The 22,826-nt window shown below is 60.8% G+C and carries 25 protein-coding genes and 1 pseudogene; 14 read left to right on the top strand and 12 right to left on the bottom strand.

Features of this window, described 5'->3' with window-relative positions:
• The first annotated feature begins 20 nt into the window (after window positions 1-20).
• A complete protein-coding gene (locus tag VMP31_RS18625; protein WP_325509191.1) occupies window positions 21-1,250 on the top strand; it encodes a virulence factor BrkB family protein in 1,230 nt (409 codons plus the stop codon).
• 168 nt (window positions 1,251-1,418) lie between these two features.
• Window positions 1,419-1,622 (top strand): hypothetical protein, encoded by a 204-nt coding sequence (locus VMP31_RS18620; protein WP_325509190.1) that lies wholly within the window; start codon window positions 1,419-1,421, stop codon window positions 1,620-1,622.
• Between the two features lie 51 nt (window positions 1,623-1,673).
• On the opposite strand, the gene VMP31_RS18615 is transcribed toward VMP31_RS18620, so the two are convergent.
• Both VMP31_RS18615 and VMP31_RS18610 read right to left on the bottom strand, forming a co-directional pair.
• Window positions 1,674-2,066: a hypothetical protein gene (locus VMP31_RS18615; protein WP_325509189.1), complete on the bottom strand. Its 393-nt coding sequence runs from the start codon at window positions 2,064-2,066 to the stop codon at window positions 1,674-1,676.
• A gap of 127 nt (window positions 2,067-2,193) precedes the next feature.
• The gene (locus VMP31_RS18610) at window positions 2,194-3,603 is read right to left on the bottom strand and encodes a PilZ domain-containing protein (RefSeq protein WP_325509188.1); all 1,410 of its coding nucleotides are present in this window, start codon (window positions 3,601-3,603) and stop codon (window positions 2,194-2,196) included.
• Window positions 3,604-3,638: 35 nt separating this feature from the next.
• On the opposite strand from VMP31_RS18610, the gene VMP31_RS18605 reads away from it, so the two are divergent.
• Window positions 3,639-4,112, top strand: a complete 474-nt coding sequence (locus tag VMP31_RS18605; protein WP_414705478.1) for a TlpA disulfide reductase family protein — start codon at window positions 3,639-3,641, stop codon at window positions 4,110-4,112.
• A 3-nt stretch (window positions 4,113-4,115) separates the two neighbouring features.
• Complete coding sequence (locus VMP31_RS18600) at window positions 4,116-4,391, top strand: acylphosphatase (RefSeq protein WP_325509186.1); 276 nt, start codon at window positions 4,116-4,118, stop codon at window positions 4,389-4,391.
• A gap of 2 nt (window positions 4,392-4,393) precedes the next feature.
• Here VMP31_RS18600 and VMP31_RS18595 read toward each other — a convergent pair whose 3' ends face one another.
• The 3 genes from VMP31_RS18595 to VMP31_RS18585 form a co-directional block, all read right to left on the bottom strand.
• A complete protein-coding gene (locus tag VMP31_RS18595; RefSeq protein WP_325509185.1) occupies window positions 4,394-4,966 on the bottom strand; it encodes a transglycosylase SLT domain-containing protein in 573 nt (190 codons plus the stop codon).
• A 7-nt stretch (window positions 4,967-4,973) separates the two neighbouring features.
• Window positions 4,974-5,927: a hypothetical protein gene (locus VMP31_RS18590; RefSeq protein ID WP_325509184.1), complete on the bottom strand. Its 954-nt coding sequence runs from the start codon at window positions 5,925-5,927 to the stop codon at window positions 4,974-4,976.
• A gap of 206 nt (window positions 5,928-6,133) precedes the next feature.
• On the bottom strand, window positions 6,134-7,849 hold the full coding sequence (locus VMP31_RS18585) for a proline--tRNA ligase (RefSeq protein ID WP_325509183.1): 1,716 nt from the start codon (window positions 7,847-7,849) through the stop codon (window positions 6,134-6,136).
• 280 nt (window positions 7,850-8,129) lie between these two features.
• Here VMP31_RS18585 and VMP31_RS18580 point away from each other — a divergent pair, with 280 nt between their 5' ends.
• Window positions 8,130-8,537, top strand: coding sequence for a PaaI family thioesterase (locus VMP31_RS18580; RefSeq protein WP_325509473.1), 408 nt, complete (start codon window positions 8,130-8,132; stop codon window positions 8,535-8,537).
• A gap of 83 nt (window positions 8,538-8,620) precedes the next feature.
• On the opposite strand, the gene VMP31_RS18575 is transcribed toward VMP31_RS18580, so the two are convergent.
• Window positions 8,621-9,916 (bottom strand): OprD family porin, encoded by a 1,296-nt coding sequence (locus VMP31_RS18575; protein ID WP_325509182.1) that lies wholly within the window; start codon window positions 9,914-9,916, stop codon window positions 8,621-8,623.
• Between the two features lie 725 nt (window positions 9,917-10,641).
• Between VMP31_RS18575 and VMP31_RS18570 the strand changes: the two genes are divergently transcribed.
• Window positions 10,642-11,067 (top strand): HIT domain-containing protein, encoded by a 426-nt coding sequence (locus VMP31_RS18570; protein ID WP_325509181.1) that lies wholly within the window; start codon window positions 10,642-10,644, stop codon window positions 11,065-11,067.
• A complete protein-coding gene (locus VMP31_RS18565) occupies window positions 11,042-11,278 on the top strand; it encodes a SlyX family protein (RefSeq protein ID WP_414705473.1) in 237 nt (78 codons plus the stop codon). Before VMP31_RS18570 ends, VMP31_RS18565 begins: the two co-directional genes overlap by 26 nt.
• Window positions 11,279-11,439: 161 nt before the next feature.
• Here VMP31_RS18565 and VMP31_RS18560 read toward each other — a convergent pair whose 3' ends face one another.
• From VMP31_RS18560 to VMP31_RS18535, 6 genes and pseudogenes are all read right to left on the bottom strand, one after another.
• Window positions 11,440-11,664, bottom strand: coding sequence for a cold-shock protein (locus tag VMP31_RS18560; protein ID WP_169852850.1), 225 nt, complete (start codon window positions 11,662-11,664; stop codon window positions 11,440-11,442).
• A gap of 117 nt (window positions 11,665-11,781) precedes the next feature.
• Window positions 11,782-12,054 (bottom strand): annotated as a pseudogene (locus tag VMP31_RS18555) (cold shock domain-containing protein membrane protein); the annotation flags it as partial.
• Between the two features lie 174 nt (window positions 12,055-12,228).
• On the bottom strand, window positions 12,229-13,296 hold the full coding sequence (locus VMP31_RS18550; RefSeq protein WP_325509180.1) for a GGDEF domain-containing protein: 1,068 nt from the start codon (window positions 13,294-13,296) through the stop codon (window positions 12,229-12,231).
• A gap of 267 nt (window positions 13,297-13,563) precedes the next feature.
• Window positions 13,564-14,034 carry a Dps family protein gene (locus tag VMP31_RS18545; protein ID WP_325509179.1) on the bottom strand — a complete coding sequence of 157 codons (471 nt, stop codon included), beginning with the start codon at window positions 14,032-14,034 and terminating at the stop codon, window positions 13,564-13,566.
• A gap of 133 nt (window positions 14,035-14,167) precedes the next feature.
• Window positions 14,168-14,986, bottom strand: coding sequence for an SDR family oxidoreductase (locus VMP31_RS18540; protein ID WP_325509178.1), 819 nt, complete (start codon window positions 14,984-14,986; stop codon window positions 14,168-14,170).
• 129 nt (window positions 14,987-15,115) lie between these two features.
• Window positions 15,116-16,234 (bottom strand): HD domain-containing phosphohydrolase, encoded by a 1,119-nt coding sequence (locus tag VMP31_RS18535; RefSeq protein WP_325509177.1) that lies wholly within the window; start codon window positions 16,232-16,234, stop codon window positions 15,116-15,118.
• Window positions 16,235-16,531: 297 nt separating this feature from the next.
• Here VMP31_RS18535 and aspS point away from each other — a divergent pair, with 297 nt between their 5' ends.
• The 7 genes from aspS (at window position 16,532) to tolQ (ending at window position 22,809) form a co-directional block, all read left to right on the top strand.
• Entirely contained in the window at window positions 16,532-18,307 is a 1,776-nt protein-coding gene (aspS, locus tag VMP31_RS18530) for an aspartate--tRNA ligase (protein ID WP_325509176.1), read from the top strand.
• A gap of 104 nt (window positions 18,308-18,411) precedes the next feature.
• Window positions 18,412-19,161: a YebC/PmpR family DNA-binding transcriptional regulator gene (locus VMP31_RS18525; RefSeq protein WP_325509175.1), complete on the top strand. Its 750-nt coding sequence runs from the start codon at window positions 18,412-18,414 to the stop codon at window positions 19,159-19,161.
• Between the two features lie 239 nt (window positions 19,162-19,400).
• Window positions 19,401-19,925: a crossover junction endodeoxyribonuclease RuvC gene (ruvC, locus tag VMP31_RS18520; RefSeq protein ID WP_325509174.1), complete on the top strand. Its 525-nt coding sequence runs from the start codon at window positions 19,401-19,403 to the stop codon at window positions 19,923-19,925.
• 23 nt (window positions 19,926-19,948) lie between these two features.
• Window positions 19,949-20,554 carry a Holliday junction branch migration protein RuvA gene (gene ruvA / locus VMP31_RS18515; protein WP_325509173.1) on the top strand — a complete coding sequence of 202 codons (606 nt, stop codon included), beginning with the start codon at window positions 19,949-19,951 and terminating at the stop codon, window positions 20,552-20,554.
• Window positions 20,554-21,606 (top strand): Holliday junction branch migration DNA helicase RuvB, encoded by a 1,053-nt coding sequence (ruvB, locus tag VMP31_RS18510; RefSeq protein WP_325509172.1) that lies wholly within the window; start codon window positions 20,554-20,556, stop codon window positions 21,604-21,606. The genes ruvA and ruvB overlap by 1 nt, the downstream gene beginning before the upstream one ends.
• A 52-nt stretch (window positions 21,607-21,658) precedes the next feature.
• Complete coding sequence (gene ybgC / locus VMP31_RS18505) at window positions 21,659-22,111, top strand: tol-pal system-associated acyl-CoA thioesterase (RefSeq protein ID WP_325509171.1); 453 nt, start codon at window positions 21,659-21,661, stop codon at window positions 22,109-22,111.
• A gap of 2 nt (window positions 22,112-22,113) precedes the next feature.
• Window positions 22,114-22,809 carry a protein TolQ gene (gene tolQ, locus VMP31_RS18500; RefSeq protein WP_325509170.1) on the top strand — a complete coding sequence of 232 codons (696 nt, stop codon included), beginning with the start codon at window positions 22,114-22,116 and terminating at the stop codon, window positions 22,807-22,809.
• Window positions 22,810-22,826 lie beyond the last annotated feature (17 nt).

Genomic DNA, 22,826 nt, shown 5'->3' with positions numbered 1-22,826 from the left:
CAAGTGGCTAAGGAGAGGGCATGCGTCAGCGCGTTAACAATTGGTGGGAGTTCTGGCGTTTTCTGCTGCAGCGCTTTCTTGCCGACCGGGGTGCCAACAATGCCGCGGCCTTGACCTACACCACGCTGTTCGCCGTGGTGCCGATGATGACTGTGACCTTCTCCATGCTGTCGGCCATTCCGGCTTTTCAGGACACCGGCGAGCAGATCCAGAGTTTTATCTTCCGCAACTTCGTGCCTTCGGCGGGGGAGACCCTGCAGCAGTACCTGCGCGACTTCACTACTCAGGCCCGTCAGCTGACCTGGATCGGGGTGGTGATTCTGGCGGGCACGGCCTTCTGGATGCTGGTGACCATCGAGAGGGCCTTCAACACCATCTGGCGCGTGCGTCAGCCGCGGCGTGGCGTGTCGAGCTTTTTGCTGTATTGGGCGATCCTCAGCATGGGGCCGATCCTGCTCGGCGGTGGCTTCGCCATCAGCACCTATATCGCTTCGCTCTCGCTGATTTCCGGGCCCGATGCGCTGCTTGGGGTGCAAACCATGCTGAAGTTCATGCCCCTGCTGTTCAGCGTGGCGGCATTCACCTTGCTCTATGCCACGGTGCCCAATGCTCAGGTGCCGATTCGCCATGCCTTGCTGGGCGGCCTGTTCGCTGCGGTCCTGTTTGAAGTGGCGAAGATGCTGTTCGGTCTCTATGTGCGACTTTTCCCGGGTTATCAGCTGATCTACGGCGCGTTCGCCACCGTGCCGCTGTTTCTGCTGTGGATCTATGTGTCCTGGTTGATCGTGCTTTTCGGAGCCGAGGTGGTGTGCAACCTGGGGTCTTCGCACCAGTGGCGCAAACGCGCGGTACCCCGCCTGCTGGTCGTGCTGGGGGTTTTGCGGGTGTTCCATGAGCGTCAGCAGTCGGGCTTCAAGGTGCGCCTGCGCGATGTGCAGCGTCAGGGCTGGATGCTGGCTGAGCATGAGTGGGAAGAGGTGCTGGAGTTTCTCGAACAGCAGCAGCTGATTGCCTCGACCGGTTCGGGCACCTGGGTGCTGAGCCGTGATCTCGGTCAGTACACCCTGGCTCAGTTGCTCAGCCGCAGCCCCTGGCCGCTGCCGCGTTTGGCGCAGCTGCCTGAGCAGCTCGACGAGCCTTGGTATCCGGCATTGCGCAGCGGGCTGGAAAAACTGCATGAGGAACAACTGGCGCTGTTTGGCGAGAGCCTGGCGCACTGGCTGCACCCGGAAGCGGAGCCGGTTGAGTAGGTGACAAAAAACGTCATTTTGCGGCGCGCTATCGGGGTTGTGGGGGCGTGCAGTAAGAGGCGATGCACTAAACGCGGGTAAAGGAGGCTGGCACGCTTCTGGCAATCACTCCGTTGATTGCAATCAGATTGCCAGCATGGCAGGGATTGATGGAGTGCGAAGGGCGCTATGACAGCCAGCAAAGGCAATGTGATTCATCTGTACCTGCGCGACCCGCAAGAGGCGCTGGAGCGGCTTAACCGGATTACCGGTTTGCGTTTCTCGAGTTGGCCGCAGTCGCTGGTACCCCCGAGTGATCCCCCTGAGCAGGCGGCAGCCGAGGTTTGTACCCAGGAGCCGGACGCAACCCAGGTCAGTGGGGTATCGGGCTAAATGCAAAACCCCGCGTCGATGCGCGGGGTTTAGGGCAGAGCTGGGATCGCTTTAGGCCGTGGCCTGGCGAGTGTTGCTCTGCTGCAATTCCACGGCCTGCACGAAGAGCTCCTCAACCACCAGGCTTTGCGCGGTGACTGCCGAGCGCAGGCGTACCTGCATGTCTTCGATCTTCTGTTTCACCGGCAGGCGAGCGACGCCGGAGAGGAGAATCTTGTTGTGCTGGCTGACCTTGCCGTGATCGACCATCACCTCGCGGCGGGTGGTGCCATCGAGGTAGCTGATCAGCAGGGAGACCGGCAGGTTGGCCAAGCCGGGCAGCTGCAGCCAGGCGGCGACATTGAACTCGGCGATGCGGCCTTCGTAAGGCGTGACCTGCAAGCGGGCCAGGTTGACGATCTGGGAAGGTACCGGGCCAATCAGCTTGTCGTGGGCTTGGGTCATGGTTGCGTTTCCAGGCTAATAACAGGTCGTATCAAGCACGAGTCCGGAGAATTATAAGCGTGGCTCTGCCGGTCAAACTGTGCGCTCGGCCGAGGTGGAGCGTGATCGCTCTCGCAGTTTCTGTTGTTTATGCCAACTGCAGCGGATAACGGGCCACTGCGTTGCTGCTCAGGTTGATCGCGGGCAGCGGCAGTGCGCGTTGGTTATTGGCGTTGGCCAGTTGCAGCCAGACATTTTCCCCTTCGACAAATTGCCCGTTGGGCAACCAGAGGCCGTGATGCCAGCCATTGCCGGGGGCTGGGGTGCTCTGCAGGATGCCAGGGTGGGTCTGCGCGCTTGGCGCGCGACGTAGCCAGGCCGGGCGGGGGAGGCCCTTCAGATAACGCAGGCCTAGATGCAGGCCCTGGCTATTGAGGTGACGCCAGCGCACCAGCGCCAGGGTCGGGGTATCACTGGCGGTCAGCAGCAATACCAATTGGCCGACGGCGAGCTGCCCCGCCTGTTCTTTGTCGCAGAGCAGGCGTGCGCCGCCAGGGCTGGCATCGAGCATCTGCGCGGCCGCATGCAGCGGGCGTTGTTCCAGCAGTTGCGCGTGAATGCTGGCCAGGCCCACGACTAGCCGGCACTCGCTGGCATGCTCGGCGCGCGGATGACGCCGTTGCTGGCGGCCCAGCCAGTGCTGCTGTACGCGTTCGAGCACGGCTCGTTCGTGGGGGCTTTGCAGTGGGGCCGGTTCATACAGGGCCACCAGCAGCGCACCGAGCTCGAAGCGGCGCAGAGCGTCGTAGTTGCCATCGATCACTTGTTCCGGGCCCAGGCAGGGATAGGACTCGGTCAGGTCGATGGCGGGGCCTTCGGCACCGTCATCGTCGTCCCATGGCAGCAGGCGCGCCAACCCGGCCAGGGGCGAAAGGGCGGCAAACAGAACCAGACATTCGCCTTCGGCCAGGTGAAACGGGTTGCTCAGGGCCAGCAACAGCATCTGTTGGTAGAGGCCGCGCAGGGTGCTGGCCGGGGCTGGCTGAAAGGGTGCCGCTATGGGTTCATCCAGGCAGTTCTGGTGCTCGCCAATCCAGTACAGCAGGTGGCTGTCGCGCCATAGTCCCGGGGGCGGTTCCTGATACAGCTGGTAATGGCGTAGCTGGCATTGGCCGAGAAAGTGCTGCGCCATATACAGGCACCAGGCCAGATGCGCCTGCGAGGGTTGGCGGCCCTGGAGGATCTGCAGCAGCAAACGCTTGAAGCCCATGGCCAGCTCGCTGCACAGGTGCACAAACAGCGCCGGCGGCGCGGTGTCGGCCTGGCAGGCCTTGGCGTAGTGGCGGTATTCATCGCTGAAGCTTTGCAGTGCGCGCTGCCTTTCAAGTAAGGTCATGGCGCTGCGGTTGCAGCGCAGCAGCAGGCTGAGCACCTGTTGCAATGCGACGTCCTGCTTCTCCGTGCGGGCCTGGGCCAGCAGTTCGTTGAGCTCGGCGAGCGAGACCGGGCTTTCTTCGACGATGTCTGGCACTTCCAGACGCAAGGCATCTATTGTCATATCAACCTTGGGTAAGCGGGAGCGAATGCATGGATATGCGGTTCCAGACGGTCATTCGTACTGTTGCAGGCATAGGCATGGCGCTGATTCTGGCGGCTTGCGCTGAGGATGTTGGCGTCGATCAGCATGGACGAAAGGTAGCGGCTGAGCGCCTGGATGGCCAGTGGTTAGTGATTAATTACTGGGCCGAGTGGTGCGGGCCTTGCCGCACCGAGATTCCCGAGCTGAATGCCCTGGCGCGCGAGCACGAGGCGCAGGCGGTAACGGTGCTGGGGGTCAACTTCGATGGTCTGCAGGGCGAGGCGCTGAACCGTGCGGTGCAGGCGTTGGGGATCGAATTCACCGTGCTGGAGCAGGACCCGGCCGCGCGCTATGCACTGCCCCGCAACGAGGTGTTGCCGGTGACTTATATCGTCGATAACCAGGGCCGTATGCGTGAGCGTCTGCTCGGCGAGCAGAGCGCGGCGGGGTTAAACGCCCGCTTGCTGGCCCTCAAGGCCGAGGAGTAAGCAATGACGCAGCTGTGTATGCATGCCTATGTCAGTGGCCGGGTGCAGGGCGTGTATTTTCGCCAGGCGACTGCCGAGCAGGCCGAGCGTCTGGATCTCGCCGGCTGGGTGCGTAACTTGGACGACGGCCGCGTCGAGGTTCTGTTCGAGGGCGAGGAGGAGCCTGTGCGCGAGTTGGCGATCTGGCTGCAGCAGGGGCCGGAGCAGGCCGAGGTCGCCACCCTTGAGCTCTACGAGCAGTCGCTGCAGGGCATAGCCGGCTTTCTGCTGCGCCGCTGAAGTCAGGGTTTGACGTACCAGAAATCGTGCCAGAAACCGACCACTTTGGCGGAGTAGGTGTGCTTGCCCAGGCTGCCGTTATAGCGCGCCAGGGCACGGTTCAGGTCGCCGTTTTCCTTGCGTAGATAGAAGCTGAGGATGGTGCAGCCATAGCGCAGATTGGTGGCGTTGTCGGTGAGATTGTCCTGGGGGCGACCCAGCTCGGCTTTCCAGAAGGGCATCACCTGCATCATGCCCTGGGCTCCGACCGAGGAGATGGCGAAGCGATCGAAATGGCTTTCGGCATGGATCAGGGCAATCACCAGATCGGGACGCAAGCCGGCCTTGCTGGCTTCACGGTGCACGAGCCGCAGCAGGCTCAGGCGCTCTTCGGCATTCGGGATATAGCGGCGCATGCGCGTGGACATATCCAGCAGCCAGACCTCGGCTTCGAAACGGTCCTGAAAACTGTCGGCCTGGGCCACGGTGTGCTGCAGCAGCTCGCGCAGTTCGGGCTCCGCGGCCTGGCGCACCTGGGCGTGCGCGGCGACGCACAGCAGCAGGCTCAGCAGTGCGACCAGCAGGCGGGCGGCCATGGGCGCTTCAGTCGTTACCCGGGTCGGCCACCAGGCGTCCGGCATCCTGGGTCAGGGCCTTGAGGAAGAGCTGTTGCAACTCGGGGTCGTTGCGCGTCAGCTCGATCAGACTCTGCTCCAGCTCGCTGGCTTCCTCCTCCAGACCCAGCTCGGACAGGCGCTTGACCCGGTGTACCCACTGCGCGATGTCGTCGTCTTCCAGATCGTCGTAAATCAGCGTGTGGGCTTCCTGCAGCTTGCCGCGCAGGGTGCGGCTAACCATCAGCGAGGCGTCGGCGCGGGCGCTGCCCTGGTCGTCCTCCACGCTCAGCAGCAGGGTGCTGATGCGGGTGACATCCTGTTCGGCAAAGGGGCTGTCGAGCAGGTTGAGGCGCAGGATGCCGTTACGGTCGGTGAGCAGTTCGTGGTTCTGGTCGCCGGCTTTGACCCGTACCGGACGTTCGGCCCAGGGCAGGCTGGAGTATTCGGTGCGGGCATCCTGGCGGCGCTCCTCGAGGCTGGCGAGGTTCTGCTGGGAGCGGCCATTGGACTCGACGTTCATGGCCGGGTTGAGGCCGGCAAAGCCGTAGCTGATCCAGTCTTTGGTGGCGGAGTCCGGCAGGCTGCCGAGCAAGACCACATTGAGCACATTGGCCCCGATACCGCCGACTACCGCCAATGCGCCGAGTGGCACCTCATACAGCTCGCGCCAGGGCTGATAAGGGGTGTAGCGGTCATAGCGGCGGGTGACTTCGAAGGCGGTGACCTCAAAGGATTTCTGTTCATGCACGCGCACCCGGCGTTGTGGCAGCTCCAGTACGCGAGGTTCGCCGACTTCAATCTGTAGGCTGTGATCGAGCAGTTTGCGCTCGATGCGTTCCTCGTGTTCGCTGCGCTGTGGCAGCTGGTTGGCGCAACCGGTGAGCAGCAAGGCGGCGCATGATGCGCCGCCTATAAGGTTGAAGGTGCTTCGCTTGAACATGATGGCTCTTGCTGAAAGGGCTGAGAGGTTGTGAAAAAATCGCTTGCCTGCTGTGACCGTCGCCAGGCGGCTGCAACTGCGTTGTGCTACGCAAAAACTTCGGTCATTTGGCTCGCCAAACTCCCTCGTTTTCACGTAGCACGCCTTGTTTCGCTCGCCCGCCGGCGCTCTCGCGACGGCCTTCGGTTGTTTCACGACCTCTGAGATCAGTGGCTGATGCGGGTCTGGATATAGCTGAGGATGTCAGCCACGGGCACGGCCTGGGCCTCGGTGTCCTGGCGGCTCTTGTATTCCAGATTGCCTTCGGCCAGGCCGCGGTCGCTGACGACGATACGGTGCGGGATGCCGATCAGCTCCATGTCGGCGAACTTGATCCCCGGGCTGGTCTTCTTGTCACGGTCGTCGAGCAGCACTTCATAGCCGGCCGCGGTCAGCTCGGCATACAGCTTGTCGGTGGCTTCGCGCACGGCGTCGGTTTCATAACGCAGCGGTACCAGGGCGATCTGGAAGGGGGCCAGGGCATCGTTCCAGAGAATGCCGCGCTCGTCGTTGTTCTGCTCGATGGCGGCCGCCACCACGCGGGAAACGCCGATGCCGTAGCAGCCCATGGTCAGGATCACCGGCTTGCCGTTTTCGCCGAGTACCTGACAGTTCAGCGCTTCGCTGTACTTGGTGCCCAGCTGGAAGATATGCCCGACTTCGATGCCGCGCTTGATCTCCAGGGTGCCTTTGCCGTCCGGGCTGGGGTCGCCGGCCACGACATTGCGCAGGTCGGCCACCTCGGGCAGGGGCAGGTCGCGCTCCCAGTTGACGCCGAAGTAGTGTTTGTCCTCGATATTGGCACCGGAAGCGAAGTCGCTCATCAGGGCCACCGAGCGGTCGATGATGCAGGGAATCGGCAAGTTGACCGGGCCCAGGGAGCCGGGGCCTGCGCCTACGGCGGCGCGGATCTCGGCTTCGCTGGCCATCTGCAGCGGGCTGGCGACCTGCTCCAGGTTGGCGGCCTTGATCTCGTTGAGCTCATGGTCGCCACGTACGATCAGGGCAACCAGGGTGCCTTCTTTGGCACCGTGCACCAGCAGGGTCTTGATGGTCTTCTCGATGGCCAGGCCAAAACCGGTCACCAGGGCGTCGATGGTCTTGGTGTCCAGCGTATCGACCAGGCGCATGCTTTCAGTTGCCGCGCTACGGCTGCTTTCGCGCGGAACGGCTTCGGCCTTCTCGATATTGGCGGCGTAGTCGGAGCTGTCGCTGAAAGCGATATCGTCTTCGCCGGACTCGGCCAGCACGTGGAACTCATGGGAGCCGGTGCCGCCGATGGAGCCGGTATCGGCCTGCACGGGACGGAAGTTCAGGCCCAGGCGGGTGAACACGTTGCAGTAGGCCTGGTGCATGCGGTCGTAGGTTTGCTGCAAGGACGCCTGGTCGACGTGGAAGGAGTAGGCGTCCTTCATGATGAACTCGCGGCCACGCATCAGGCCAAAGCGCGGACGGATCTCGTCGCGGAACTTGGTCTGGATCTGATACAGGTTGATCGGCAGCTGCTTGTAGCTGTTCAGCTCGTTGCGCGCCAGATCGGTGATCACTTCCTCGTGGGTCGGGCCGGCGCAGAAGTCGCGACCGTGGCGATCCTTCATACGCAGCAGCTCGGGGCCGTACTGTTCCCAGCGCCCGGACTCCTGCCACAGTTCTGCCGGCTGGATGCCCGGCATCAGGACTTCGAGGGCACCAGCGGCGTTCATTTCCTCGCGCACCACCTTCTCCACCTTGCGCAGCACGCGCAGGCCCATGGGCAGCCAGGTATAGAGGCCGGAAGCCAGTTTGCGGATCATCCCGGCGCGCAGCATCAGCTGGTGGCTGATCACCACGGCATCGGAGGGGGTTTCTTTCAGGGTCGAGAGCAGGAACTGGCTGGTACGCATATTTGGCTGTTCTGTCGGTTGCAAGAGGATTTCAATGGCCGGCATTGTACGGTGCCTGTACAGATGCGTACAGGACGGGACAGCGGTACTGCAGGCAAGCGGATATGCAGCGATGGACGAGACATCTGTAGGAGCCAGCTTGCTGGCGATCAAGACTGAGAAAGAGCATCGCCAGCAAGAACTAGGCGTCCCCCTGGCTCCTACAAGGGTGGGGGCAAAATCGCTTGCCCATAAACATGAGATATATGGGGTGCGAATTAAGGAGGGGAATATGTCGACCTTGACGGCAGAGCAGGTCCAGGCGCTGATTCGGGCGGGTTTGCCCATGGCGGAAGATATCAGTCTGTGTATCGATCGGCTGGACGAGGCGGGCGTGCTGGCGCGAGTGCCTTTCCACAGTAAATTGATTCGCCCAGGTGGCACGCTGTCAGGGCCGACCATCATGGCCCTGGCCGATGCGGCCATGTATGCGGTGGTGCTGGGGCGGCTGGGCAGGGTGGAGATGGCTGTGACCTCGAACCTGAATATCAACTTTCTGGTCAAACCCAAGCCGGTGGACCTACTGGCCGAGGCGCGGATTCTGCGGTTAAGCCGGCGTCAGGCGGTGTGCGAGGTGTCGTTGTATTCGGCGGGCAATGAGGAAGAGCTGGTGGCCCATGTGACGGGGACCTACGCGTTGCCGCTGTGACTGCAAAAAATCATCGCCCACAAAAAAGCCCGACCGAAGTCGGGCTTTTCTATGCAGCTATACCGCTAACTGAATGACCTGAATTACAGGACGCTCAGCGGGTACTCAACGATCAGACGGAAATCGTTCAGATCGGCGCTATAACCATTCTGTGCGCTGTTAGCACGATAGATCGCGCTGCGGATACGGAAAGACAGGTCCTTGGCGGCACCTTCCTGAATCACGTATTTGGTTTCGAAGTCGAATTCGTTTTCTTCGCCTTCTTCGTTGTTGACCCCGTTGTCGATGTTGTCACCAGTGATATAACGGGCCATAAAGCTCAGGCCTGGTACGCCATAGGTCGCCATGTCCAGGTTATAGTTGGCTTGCCAGGATCTTTCATCCTTGCTGTCGAAGTCGGAGATTTGGACCGAGTTACCCAGCCAAATTGTGCCGCCGCCGTCGATACCGTAGTTGTAGCCGGTATCACCGGTAGAGCGCTGGTGAACAATGCCAAAGCTATGAGCGCCGATGGAGTAAACGGCACCGAGGCTCCAGATTTTATTGTCTACTTCACCAGCAAGTGCTTGGCCATCATCATCGGTTTTGTAGAAGTTGAAGTCGAAGCTCAGGGCCTGTTCTTCTGCCAGAGGCAGGTTGTAGTTCAGGTTTACGTACTTCTTTTTCCAGAAATCTTCAACGTCGGAGGCGTGGATGGCACCGCTGAAGTTGTCGGTGAAGCTGTAGCTTGCACCGACAATGTTTGCCGATTTCAGGGTGCTGCCCGATTTTGTTTTGCTATCAGTGCTGGTTGCGGTTTGGCTGTTAAGAGCGGTGAAGCGGCCTGCGGTGAGCTCCAGGCCTTCAATTTCATTGCTGGTCAGCAGGGTGCCGGTAGCGACTTCAGGCAGGATTCGAGCGTCGTCGGTGCTGAATACCGGGCTGCCAACCATCTGGTTGCCGTACTTCAATACGGAGTCGGAGATACGGAACTTGATGGCACCGCCGATTTCGCTCTGGGTGTCGTCGCCACGACCGCTATCGGTCTGAGCGAATTGACCGGTACCGTAGCGGCCACGGCCGCTGTCGATCTTGATGCTGCTCAGGGAGTGAGCGTCTACACCGACACCGACAGTACCTTGGGTGAAACCAGATTCGTAAAGCAGGCGGATGCCCAGGCCGGCCTCTTCGATATAACCATTTTCTTTGGCGTTATAGCCATCGGTGCTGCTATCGGCACCATTCTTGAAATCACGGTTCAGGTACAGGGCACGATTGAAGATATTGAAGCTGCTGTCTTCAATAAAGCCTTTGGATTCGGACTGGCTGGATGCCACTGCCATTTGGGAAGTGCCCGCGGCTACTGCCAGGGCGATTACGCTCCACTTCATCACTTGCATCGTGATTGCTCCTTTGGTTTAGAAAAGTTGCGCCAGCCATATCATTGTTGTATGGACAGCTCTTTCTTTTTGTGTCGGCGGTAACTTATAGCATGCCGCCCGAATTGGCGATAGTTGCAATCTATTCGTTACGAATTCTTCATGACCTTGTCGCAAATCATGAAGAGAAACGTCGCAAATCTGTAGATTCCAGCTCGGGCATCTGCTATTGGCCGTCAACTTGAACTCATTAGCCGTTTTGCGTCGGGCAGCTCTTGGTGGCTGTGGCCTTGTGGTGCAATGGCTGGGGATGCGAAAGCAAGAAGCGCGCCTAAAATCCCTTCAGGCGCTTCGCGCGCTGAGGTGGTGGCTGTTTTTGTGGCTGGATTTGGTCTCTGATCTGGTTTTTTTGTTATTTTTTAGGTTTTTTTACTGTTTTATAAGGGTTTTATCTATTTTTTGCCTTATCGCGAGCACTCTTGGCGAGTGATTTCTTTATCCGGATTTTCCTGTTGTGGTGGTCGCGGTAACGCCGCCGCTGGGGGCGCGATTACTGAAAGGAACAAAATGGTGCACTCCACTGGGGGTGGTGGGGCGGTTTGCCGGTTCGCGGTGCATTGCACTCGGCTGGCCCTGCGGGGTGAATGTGCTGAGGCATATGGGTATCCTGCCGGTCTGGCGCTTATAGGTCGGGCCGCGGCCTTGCTTGCTAGGCTTGGATAACGATGACGGCAGGAGATTTTGACATGTTCGTTCTGGATTCGAGGTTGCAGCAGGACACGCTGCTGGTGGGCGACTTCCCGCTGTGTCGGCTGCTGCTGATGAATGACCGGCAGTACCCGTGGTTTATCCTGGTGCCGCGGCGGGAAGATGTCAGTGAGTTGTTCCAGCTCGATGCCAGCGATCAGCTGGCGCTGTGGCAGGAGGCCACCGCTCTGGCTGAGCTGCTCAAGGATACCTTTGCTGCCGACAAGATGAATGTGGCGACCCTGGGCAATATGGTCAGCCAGCTGCATATGCATGTGATTGTGCGGCGGCGTGATGATGCCGCATGGCCTGCACCTGTATGGGGCAAGCACGCCGCGCAGCCTTACAGCGAGGAGCAGGTGGCGGCTGTAAAGGCGCGCTTACGTCTGGTGTTGACGGATGATTTCTGTTTTGCAGAGGGCTGAGCGCGTGGATCAGGAGGAGCGAATCAATGAGCTGGAGAGTCGTCTGGCCTTTCAGGACGACACTATTCAGGCCTTGAATGATGTGCTGGTTGCACAGCAGCGAGTGCTGGAGCGTTTGCAGTTGCAGATTGCGGCCCTGGCCAAGCGACAGGAGGAGAACAGCTCACAGTTTGGCTTGAGTGAGGATGAGTCGCCGCCACCGCATTATTAAGTGCCGGGAGTTGCTCGTAACAACTTGAGGTTTGCGCTGGATTAAACAAAACGCCGCTTATCCCTATAGGGGTAAGCGGCGTTTTGTTTTGCAAGTCAAGCCCGTCCGTCCGTGACTAACTAACTGTATTGCGCAATGGGCAGCTAGTGTTGTCGCGCAAGTTAGCGGCGTGCGGGCAATGCGGCAATTACATCTTCGGCTTGCAGGCCTTTGTCGCGTTGCATGACGGCGAACTCGACACGCTGGCCTTCGACCAATACGCGGTGGCCTTCGCCGCGAATGGCGCGAAAGTGCACAAAGATATCGTCTCCCGAGTCGCGGGAAATAAAGCCGAAGCCCTTGGAAGTGTTGAACCACTTGACGGTGCCGGTTTCGCGGTCGCCGATATCCTGGCTGGGGCTAGTGTTGTGGCTATAGCTGCGGGTCTGCATGCGCAGGTTGGTGGCCAGGTGTACGGCGACTGCCAGGGCGATGATCAGCAGGCTGAAGAGGCTGGCGGGCTGGTTGGCAATCAGCTCCAGAGGGGCCAGGAGAATCAGCGCTTGCAGCAGGGAGCCGAGGATCAGCAGGGCGGACACCAGGTTTTGCAGTTGGTGGCGTGCGCCGGCGTGCCAGATGGGCAGTTGGGGGGCCAGGATCAGGTTGAGTAGGCCGAAAAGGGCGAGGCACAGGGCGCTGGGTTGCTGTACGAGCGTCAGGGCGTTAGTGCCGAGGCTGGGAGTAAGCGACAGGAGGAGGGCGGCAAAGCCCGTAACCAGGTGGACAATTTTCAGCATGTTGAGTGAGCTCACTTATTGAACAAGGATCACGAAGGAAGAGCTGGCTGCGTATGCGCTGTGATTAATAAAGGAAGGATATTGCTGCGCACGCGAGGTCGGCCTATGCGCTGGCTCGTCAATTCGAGCCGGCGACACGGGGCGTATTTAACAGCAAAGAGAGGGGCTTCTCAATCAGGCGCTGAGGGCGGCTTGGGCGGGGTCCGGGTTTATCTGGTTACGGCCATTGCGCTTGGCCTGATAGAGCGCGTCATCGGCGCGGGTGAGCAGGCTTTCGAAGGTGTCACCGGGGACGGCCAAGGCAAAGCCGAAGGAGGCAGTAATGCTGTCGAGCACTTCATCGGTGCGCCGGACCTTGATGCGCAAGGCCTGAATCTTCAGGCGTAGCTTCTCGGCAATGGCGTGGGCTTTTTCGGGGTCGAAGCAGTCGCGCAGGATTACGCAGAATTCTTCACCGCCGTAGCGGGCGGCCGTGGCGCGAGGCGGCAGCAGGTCGCGCAGCAATTGGCCGACATGCTGGAGCACGCGGTCGCCCAGGGGATGGCCATATTGGTCGTTGAATTGTTTGAAGTGGTCGATATCCAGCATCACCAGGGCGACCCCCTGGTGGTCGTCGCGCAGGGCTTGTTCCAGCAGCTTGTTAAAGGCGCTACGGTTGAATACCTGGGTAAGGCTGTCGAGGGTTGCCGCGATATGGGCGCGTTCCAGCTGGTTGCGCAGGTTCTTGATCTCGTCCTGGGCGGCGCGCAGGCGGTAGAGGAATTTATCCTGCTGGTCCTGCATCAGTTGCGTGCTTTGTTGCAGTTCGTTGAGAACGCTGGGCAGGTCGTCGATTATCGGCTCCTGCAGCGCTGCCAGGCCATGTTCCAGGCTGGACTGGTAATTGCGGCTGCCGAGCAGGCTGCGCGATACGTTGCCCTCGATATCGTCGACCAGGTCGATCACCTGTTGCTGCCCGGCGCGGGCCATTTCCAGTTCGTCGTGGATGATGTAGTCGCGAAAGAGCTTGGTGGCTGTTTCGGGGGGGAAGTAGTCGAAGTCGCTGACGGTTTTATCCAGGCGGCGATTAAGTTCCGGCTCCAGGCCTTTGCAGTAGGTGTACCAGAGGGCGTAATGCACCGGGTTCGGCGGAATGTCGTGGCGCATCATCAGCGGTACCGCCTTTTTCAGGAGTGCCGCGGCTTCGCGGGTCTCCTCGGGGTACAGATCAAGAATACCGGGGGCTTGGTTGGGATTGTTCATGCACGTCACTGTGGCAAATTGCAATTGGCCAAAGGATAGAACAGGTGCGGCGCGCGCGCCTAGCAAAAGGCTTGATCTATCGGGCCTTTTGCATGATTTGCCTGGTGTGGAGTTGAGAAGCTATCTCTGTTGGCCTCTCTTATTGAAAAGACAGAAGGGTTTAAAGCAGGCTCTAGGCCTAGAAAAATGCCGCTTGCCTGTGAAGGGAAGCGGCATTTTTCTTAAGTGGACAGCGTTGCGATGTATCGGGCTTTTTGCATGATTGGCCTAGGCGTCGAGCAGGCTGCGCAGCATCCAGGCGGTTTTTTCGTGCACTTGCATACGCTGAGTGAGCAGGTCGGCGGTGGGTTCGTCGCTGACTTTTTCCAGCAGGGGGAAGATCCCGCGGGCGGTGCGCGTGACGGCTTCCTGACCCTGGACCAGTTGCTTGATCATGTCGGCGGCGCTCGGTACGCCTTCTTCTTCCTTGATCGAGGACAGGCGCGCATAGGCGGCGTAGGTGCCCGGTGCCGGGAAGCCCAAGGCGCGGATGCGCTCGGCAATCTGGTCGACGGCCAGTGCCAGCTCGGTGTACTGCCCTTCGAACATCAGGTGCAGGGTATTGAACATCGGGCCGGTGACGTTCCAGTGAAAGTTATGGGTCTTCAGGTACAGGGTGTAGGTGTCGGCCAGCAGGCGCGACAGGCCTTCAGCGATGGCGGCGCGGTCCTGTTCGGCAATTCCGATATTGATTTCCATACCATTTCTCCTCTCTGGTGGATCGGGGCTGTGCTGCCCGCAGTAATGCGCAGAGCCTAACATGGCTGCTCTGGGCGTTAGCCTGATTTACCTCAATGGGGCCGATGGTTGGAGGCTATCGCTGCAGCTGGGTTCATTTTTTCTGCAGCAGCTTGGCCAGTAGCTTGGGGTAGGCGGCCGGGAGCAGGCGCTGTATCCAGTCGAGCAGGCGCGCGTCATTGCCAATCAGGATGCGTGGGTGCTTGGCCTTGATGCCATCGACTATGACTCTGGCGGCCTGTTCCGGCGTGGTGCGGGCGAGCTTGTCGAAGTCGGCGGCGGCGCGGTCGGCATCGCACTGGCCGTTGATGCCCTGATAGAAGCGCGCCGCCCGGGCGATATTGGTCTTGATGCCGCCGGGGTGTACGCAGCAGGCCACGACCTTGCTGCTGCAGAGCTCCTGGCGCAGGGCTTCGGTAAAGCCGCGCACGGCAAACTTGCTGGCGTTATAGGCCCCCTGGCTGGGCAGGCTGATAATGCCGAAGATGCTCGAGACATTGACGATATGTCCGGCGTTGTTCTGCAGCAGGTGCGGCAGAAAAGCCTTGGTGCCGTGCACCACGCCCCAGAAGTTGATCCCCATGATCCACTCGAAATCGCTGTAACTCAGCTCGGCAATTCGTTGCGAGACGGCGACGCCGGCGTTGTTGATTATCAGGTAGGCGCTGCCGTGCTGGTGCAATACGTCGTCGGCAAAGGCGTACACGGCGGCGCGGTCGGCCACATCGAGGGCATGGCAGCTGATTCGGCGGCCGTGCCGGCTCAGCTCATCGGCGATGCTCTGCAGGTTTGCGCCGTTGATATCGGCCAGGGCCAGGTCGCACCCCTCCTCGGCGAGCAGTTGTGCCAGTGCCCGGCCTATGCCCGAGCCCGCGCCGGTGATCACGGCGACCTTGCCTGCCAGTGTTTGCATGGTAATTCCCTTTAATTGGTGCGGATTGGCGACGGGGCCGCTGCCTGGCGGGCCCGCAGTCAAGGAGGGTAGTGCGATGCGGGAGTGGGGGCAATGGGCTGGAGCCTGATAGTCCGCAGGCATGCGCTCTCAGCGATGGGCCAGCTCCGGCTGTTGTTGCAGGGTCTGGTTGAACAGCGTGACCCAGTGGCTGCTGAACTGGCGGCCGGCAAGGTTGTTGATTTCCAGAATGGCGCGCAGCAGCGGGCGCTTGTTCAGGGCTTGATGGGCGCGCTCGTGGGTGCGCGCGTCGAAGGTGTCGACGATGGTGAGGATCAGCGCGCCCGGGCAGGTTTCGCGTTCGTTCAGGCCTTTGGGGTAGCCGTAGCCGTCGGCGTGCTCCTGGTGTTGCAGGCAGATCTCTGCCGCGGCGCGCCATTTCGGCATGTGCTTGAGCAGCTCGTGGGCCAGGCGTGGGTGCGACTGCATCTGGCGGCGCTCTTCGCGGTTGAGGTGCGCCTCCTTATGCAGCAGTTCCAGGGGCAGAAAGGCCATGCCGATATCGTGCAGGCAGATCGCGGCGGCCAGCTGCGCCGGTTGTTCCGGGTTGCCGCCGAGTCGGTTGATCGCCAGGGCCAGGTCCAGCTGGCGTATGCCGCGGCCTTGCCAGTAGTGTGAGCGGCGTTCACTGGCCTGCATCAGCTCGATAAAGAACAGCAGGTCGGCGTCCGCCTCGATGGCGTGGCGCTGGAGCAGGTCGCTGGCGCTAGGCTGCGCCGTCTGTTGTGCCTCGGGTGGGCGCGAGCTGGGGTCCAGTTGCTGCAGCAGGGCGCTGCGAAAACTGGTCTGCTGGGTTGCCGGGGCGGTGGCCAATGCACTCAACGCCTGGCTGAGGGCCTGGCTCTGTTGTGGGGTCAGCTGGGCAGCGGGGCCGCCCAGGGTCTGCTGGATCAGCGCCTTGAGGTGATCCAGACTGAGCAGAAGGATATCGCCCAGCAGGCTGTCGAATTGCAGTTGCGATTCGCGCAGGCGGGCCAGTATGTCTTCCAGTGCCTGGGGTACCGGCATCAGTTGGGCGAGGCCTATATAGCCCAGATTGCCCTTGAGGGTGTGCACCAGACGAAACAGCTCACGCAGGCGTTCGGCGTCGTCGGGGGCGTGCTCGAGTTCGATCAGCAACTGTTCACAGCGCTGGAATTGTTCGGCGCTCTCCAGGCGGAAGTCCGCCAGCAGGTCGTCGGTTATTTCGCCAGGGTTAGGGGTGGACATGACCCTCTCCAATTCGGCCTTGGCCGGGCAGGTGCCTGTCTGAGTATAGGAAGGCTTGGCAAAAGCGCGTGGCCTGGCGGCTGCAAGTGGCGGCTTAACCATATATAATCCCGCGCTTTGCCGCGTTCTGCGGGGGTGGGGCGTCCGCTTCGGACCTTTTGCCTCGGCATAGACAGCGCAATTGCAGCACATGGCGCATGCGTCAGCCGCTGCGGTTAACGGCCTGTCAGTCCGGCCATGAGCGTCGCCAGCAGTGCGGCCCAACGAATTCAAGACTCAAGAGAAGCGACCACCATCATGATGCGCAGCCATTATTGCGGCCAACTGAACGAGAGCCTGGACGGCCAGGAAGTCACCCTTTGCGGTTGGGTACATCGCCGTCGTGACCATGGCGGGGTGATTTTCCTCGACATTCGTGACCGTGAAGGTCTGGCCCAGGTGGTATTTGACCCGGACCGTGCCGAGACTTTCGCCACTGCCGACAAAGTGCGCAGCGAATACGTAGTCAAGATCACCGGTAAGGTGCGCCTGCGTCCGGCCGGTGCCGGCAACGCCAATATGGCTTCCGGCGCTATCGAAGTGCTGGGCTATGAGCTGGAAGTGCTGAACGAAGCGGAAACCCCGCCGTTCCCGCTCAACGAATACACCGACGTGGGCGAAGAAACCCGCCTGCGCTACCGCTTTATCGACCTGCGTCGCCCGGAAATGGCGGCCAAACTGAAGCTGCGTTCGAGCATCACCAGCAGCATCCGTCGCTACCTGGATGACAACGGCTTCCTCGATGTGGAAACGCCGATCCTCACCCGCGCCACCCCCGAGGGTGCGCGTGACTATCTGGTGCCAAGCCGCACCCACGCCGGCAGCTTCTTCGCCCTGCCGCAGTCGCCGCAGCTGTTCAAGCAACTGCTGATGGTTGCTGGCTTCGACCGTTACTACCAGATCGCTAAGTGCTTCCGCGACGAAGACCTGCGTGCCGACCGCCAGCCGGAATTCACCCAGATCGACATCGAAACCAGCTTCATGGATGAGGCCGACATCATGGCCATCACCGAGAAGATGATTCGCCAGCTGTTCAAGGAAGTGCTGGGCGTCGAATTCGGCGAGCTGCCGCATATGACCCTGGCCGAAGCCATGCGTCGTTTCGGCTCGGATAAGCCGGACCTGCGTAACCCGCTGGAACTGGTGGATGTCGCCGATCAGCTCAAGGACGTCGACTTCAAGGTGTTCGCCGGCCCGGCCAACGATCCCAAGTGCCGCGTCACCGCGCTGCGTGTACCGGGCGGGGCGAGCATGCCGCGCAAGCAGATCGACGACTACACCAAGTTCGTCGGCATCTACGGTGCCAAGGGCCTGGCCTATATCAAGGTCAACGAGCGTGCCGCTGGCGTTGAAGGTCTGCAGTCGCCGATCGTCAAGAACATCCCTCTGGATAACATCAATGTGATCCTCGATCGCGTCGGTGCCGTGGATGGCGACATCGTGTTCTTCGGTGCCGACAAGGCCAAGATCGTCAGCGAGGCCCTGGGCGCGCTGCGTATCAAGCTGGGCCATGACCTTAGCCTGCTGACCTGCGAGTGGGCACCGCTGTGGGTCGTCGACTTCCCGATGTTCGAAGAGAACGACGACGGCAGCCTGACCGCCATGCACCACCCGTTCACCGCGCCGAAGTGCAGCCCGGCCGAGCTGGAAGCCAACCCGGCGGCAGCGCTGTCGCGCGCCTATGACATGGTGCTCAACGGCACCGAGCTGGGTGGCGGTTCGATCCGTATCCACGACAAGTCGATGCAGCAGACCGTGTTCCGTGTGCTGGGTATCAGCGAAGACGAGCAGCAGGAGAAGTTCGGCTTCCTCCTCGACGCCCTCAAGTTCGGCGCGCCGCCCCACGGTGGCCTGGCCTTCGGCTTGGATCGCCTGGTGATGCTGATGACTGGTGCGCAGTCGATTCGCGAAGTGATCGCCTTCCCGAAAACCCAGAGTGCCGCCTGCGTCATGACTCAGGCCCCGGGTGAGGTGGATAACAAGTCGCTACGCGAATTGCATATTCGCCTGCGCGAGCAGCCGAAAGCGGAATAAAGCGTCAAAAGAAGCCTGGTTTTCCAGGCTTCTTCTTTATGGCTGGACGGAGAGACTCGAACTCTCACGCCCCGATATCGAATTTGAAACAAACGGAGTGAGTTATGGCTGGTCATTCCAAGTGGGCCAACATCAAGCACCGCAAAGGGCGTCAGGACGCCAAGCGCGGCAAGATCTTCACCAAGCTGATTCGTGAGCTGACCGTTGCTGCCAAGCATGGCGGGCCGCTGCCGGCAGACAACCCGCGCCTGCGCCTGGCGGTGGACAAGGCGCTGACGGCCAATATGTCGCGTGATGTCATCGACCGCGCCATCGCACGGGGTGCCGGTAACGACGAAGCCGACAATATGATCGAGCTGACCTATGAAGGGTACGCGCCAAGTGGCGTGGCGATCTTCGTCGAAGCCATGACCGACAACCGCAACCGCACCGCTGCCGAAGTACGCCACGCCTTTACCAAGTGCGGCGGCAACCTGGGTACCGATGGTTCGGTGGCCTATATGTTCGAGCGCCAGGGGCAGCTCAGCTTCGCCGCGGGTGTCGATGAAGACGCCCTGATGGAGGCGGCGCTGGAGGCCGGTGCCGACGACGTGGAGATGGGCGAGGACGGTTCGGCACTGGTGGCCACCAGCTTTACCGATTTCCATGGGGTCAACGAGGCGCTCAGTGCTGCTGGTTTCAAGGCCGATGAAGCCGATATCGCCATGATCCCCTCGATCAGCGCGCCGGTTGCTGACCTGGAAACCGCACAGAAAGTGATCAAGTTGATCGATATGCTCGAAGACCTCGACGATGTGCAGAACGTCTACCACAACGCCGAAATCCCCGATGAGATCATGGATCAGCTTGGCTGAGTCCTGGCGCAATAGGCGAGCCGGAAGCGCAGGGGTGAGATGCCCAGGCGCTGCCGGTTTTTTTGTGTCCTGCCATCCCTTCCGGTGCCGTCGCGGTGTGACGTCAAAAATCGTTCCTGACGATTTTTTATAGCCGCTACCCGGGTGACGGGGCCGTGGGCGGGCCCTATACTCGGCAACTGGATAAATAGACAGTGTGGCGGCCGTCAGTGGGCCGGCACTCGGGGTGGAACAGAGGCATGACGCTGATACTCGGTATCGACCCGGGCTCGCGCATTACCGGTTACGGTGTGGTGCGCGACACCGGGCGCAGTTGCGAATATATCGCCTCCGGCTGTATCCGTACCGGCAGCGGCTCCATGCCTGAACGCTTGCAGATCGTGTTTCGTGGGGTGCGTGAGGTGATCGACACCTACGGCCCGGTGACCATGGGTATCGAACAGGTGTTTATGGCGCGCAATCCCGACTCGGCGCTGAAACTCGGCCAGGCCCGTGGTGTGGCCATAGTCGCGGGGATGGAAGCGGGGTTGGATATCGCCGAATACACCGCGACTCAGGTCAAGCAGGCGATTGCCGGCAGCGGCGGGGCGGATAAGGAGCAGGTGCAGATGATGGTTATGCACCTGCTCAAGTTGGTGCAGAAACCGCAGATCGACGCCTCGGACGCCCTGGCGATTGCCCTGTGTCATGCCCATCACAGGCAGAGTCTGATTCCCCATGGTCTGGTCGGTGCCAAGCGGCGCGCCGGGCGCCTTCGTTTGTAACGTAATTTTTAAGGAAAGCAGCGGTGATCGGACGTTTGCGCGGCACCCTGGCGGAAAAGCATCCGCCCCACGTGATTCTTGACATAAATGGTTTGGGTTATGAGCTGGAAGTGCCCATGACCACCCTGTACCGTTTGCCCTCGCTGGGCGAACCCTTGACCTTGCACACCCATCTGGTGGTGCGTGAGGATGCACACCTGCTCTATGGCTTTTTCGAGAAGCGCGAGCGCGAGCTGTTTCGCGAGCTGATCCGCCTCAATGGTGTGGGGCCGAAACTGGCGCTGGCGCTGATGTCCGGGCTTGAGGTTGATGAGCTGGTACGCTGCGTGCAGGCGCAGGACACCTCGGTGCTGGTGAAGATCCCCGGGGTCGGCAAGAAAACCGCGGAGCGCCTGCTGGTGGAGTTGAAAGATCGCTTCAAGGCCTGGGAAACCGTGCCTGGGATGACCGCCCTGGTGGTGGAACCTCGGGGCGCGGGTGCAGTCTCAAGCGCGGAGAATGATGCGGTCAGTGCACTTATTTCGCTCGGCTACAAACCCCAGGAAGCCAGTCGCGCTGTCTCAGCTATTAAGGAAGACGGTTTGAGCAGTGAAGATATGATTCGTCGTGCCCTTAAGGGAATGCTGTAGTGCTAGAAGCTGATCGCCTGATTACCTCCACCCCGCGCGACCGCGACGAGCAGGTCGACCGCGCCATTCGCCCGTTGAAACTGGCCGATTATATCGGTCAGCCCAGCGTGCGCGAGCAGATGGAGCTGTTTATCCAGGCCGCCCGTGGGCGTAGCGAGGCGCTCGATCACACCCTGATCTTTGGCCCGCCCGGGCTGGGCAAGACCACCCTGGCCAATATCATCGCCCAGGAAATGAACGTCTCGATCAAGAGCACCTCGGGTCCCGTGCTGGAACGACCGGGCGATCTGGCGGCGCTGCTGACCAATCTCGAGCCAGGCGATGTGCTGTTTATCGACGAGATCCACCGCCTTTCGCCGATTGTCGAAGAGGTGTTGTATCCGGCCATGGAGGACTTCCAGCTGGATATCATGATCGGCGAAGGGCCGGCAGCGCGCTCGATCAAGCTCGATTTGCCGCCCTTCACCCTGGTCGGTGCCACCACCCGTGCCGGCATGCTGACCAACCCGCTGCGCGACCGTTTCGGCATCGTTCAGCGCCTGGAGTTCTACAATGTCGACGACCTGACCACCATCGTCATGCGCTCGGCCGGAATTCTTGGTTTGCCCATCGAAGTGCAGGGTGCCTACGAGATTGCCCGGCGCGCCCGTGGCACGCCGCGTATCGCCAACCGTCTGCTGCGCCGGGTGCGCGACTTCGCCGAAGTGCGCGGGCAGGGCGATATTACTCGGCAGATTGCCGATCTGGCGCTGAACCTGCTGGATGTCGATGAGCGTGGCTTCGATCATCAGGATCGGCGTCTGCTGCTGACCATGATCGAGAAGTTCGATGGCGGGCCCGTGGGGGTCGACAGCCTGGCGGCGGCCATCAGCGAAGAGCGGCATACCATCGAAGATGTGCTGGAACCCTACCTGATTCAGCAGGGCTATATCATGCGCACCCCCCGTGGGCGCGTGGTCACTCGTCACGCCTATCTGCATTTCGGCCTGAATGTGCCCAAGCGCATGGGTGAGCTGCCCACAGCCGATCTGTTTGGCGGCGACGATGAGTAGGAAAAAATACTTGATCAAGACGATTGGCAAGAGCAGGAGCTAGCACTAGAGTATGCGCGCAGAAAACGGAGTTCAGTCTTTCGCCCATCGTTGTCGGGTTTACTACGAAGACACCGATGCCGGCGGCATCGTCTACTACGTCAATTACCTCAAGTTTATGGAACGGGCTCGCACCGAACGCCTGCGCGATCTGGGTTTTCTCCAGTCGGCTCTGGCAGGTGAGGGCCTGTTATTTGTCGTGCATTCGGCCGAGGCGCGTTATCACGCCCCGGCACGTCTGGACGATGAGCTGCTGGTAAGTGCCGAAGTGGTGGAGTTGAACCGCGCCAGCCTGCGTTTTCGTCAACAGGTCAGGCGAGTGCAAGACGATGTGCTGCTCTGTGAAGGGCAGTTTTTGGTGGCCTGTGTGAGCGCCGACAATTTGAAACCCCGGGCCATTCCCCCAGCTCTGCGTGCGGCCTTTGCCGAGCAGAGCGGCGCGGGTACATCTAAAGCAGGAGAGTAAGCGTGGAAGCCAACGCCGTTGACCACATGTCGATGTGGAGTCTGATCAGCAACGCCAGCCTGGTAGTACAACTGGTAATGCTGACGCTGGTGGCCGCATCGGTCACGTCCTGGATCATGATTTTCCAGCGTACCGCGCTGCTGCGCGCGGCCAAGCGTGCTCTGGATAACTTCGAAGAGCGTTTCTGGTCGGGTATCGACCTGTCCAAGCTTTACCGCCAGGCCGGTAGCAACCCGGACCCGGATTCCGGTCTGGAGCAGATCTTCCGCGCCGGCTTCAAGGAATTCTCGCGTCTGCGTCAGCAGGCGGGGGTTGACCCGGATGCGGTGATGGATGCCGTGGCGCGCGCCATGCGTGTAGCCATCTCGCGCGAAGAAGAGAAGCTCGAGCAGAGCCTGCCGTTCCTCGCCACCGTTGGTTCCACCAGCCCCTATATCGGCCTGTTCGGTACCGTGTGGGGGATCATGAACTCCTTCCGCGGCCTGGCTCAGGTGCAGCAAGCGACCCTGGCCACCGTGGCTCCGGGTATCGCCGAAGCGCTGATCGCCACCGCCATCGGCCTGTTCGCCGCCATTCCTGCGGTTATCGCCTACAACCGTTTTGCCTCCCGCGGCGAGATGCTGATTGGCCGTTACTACACCTTCGCCGACGAGTTCCAGGCGATCCTGCACCGCAAAGTGCACACCAGCGACGACTAAGCCTTAGGCATTCTCAA

Source organism: Pseudomonas sp. (genome assembly GCF_035512415.1).
Classification (GTDB): Bacteria; Pseudomonadota; Gammaproteobacteria; order Pseudomonadales; family Pseudomonadaceae; genus Aquipseudomonas.
Note: the sequence above shows the minus strand (reverse complement) of the source record. Positions and strands in the feature narration are given on the sequence as shown.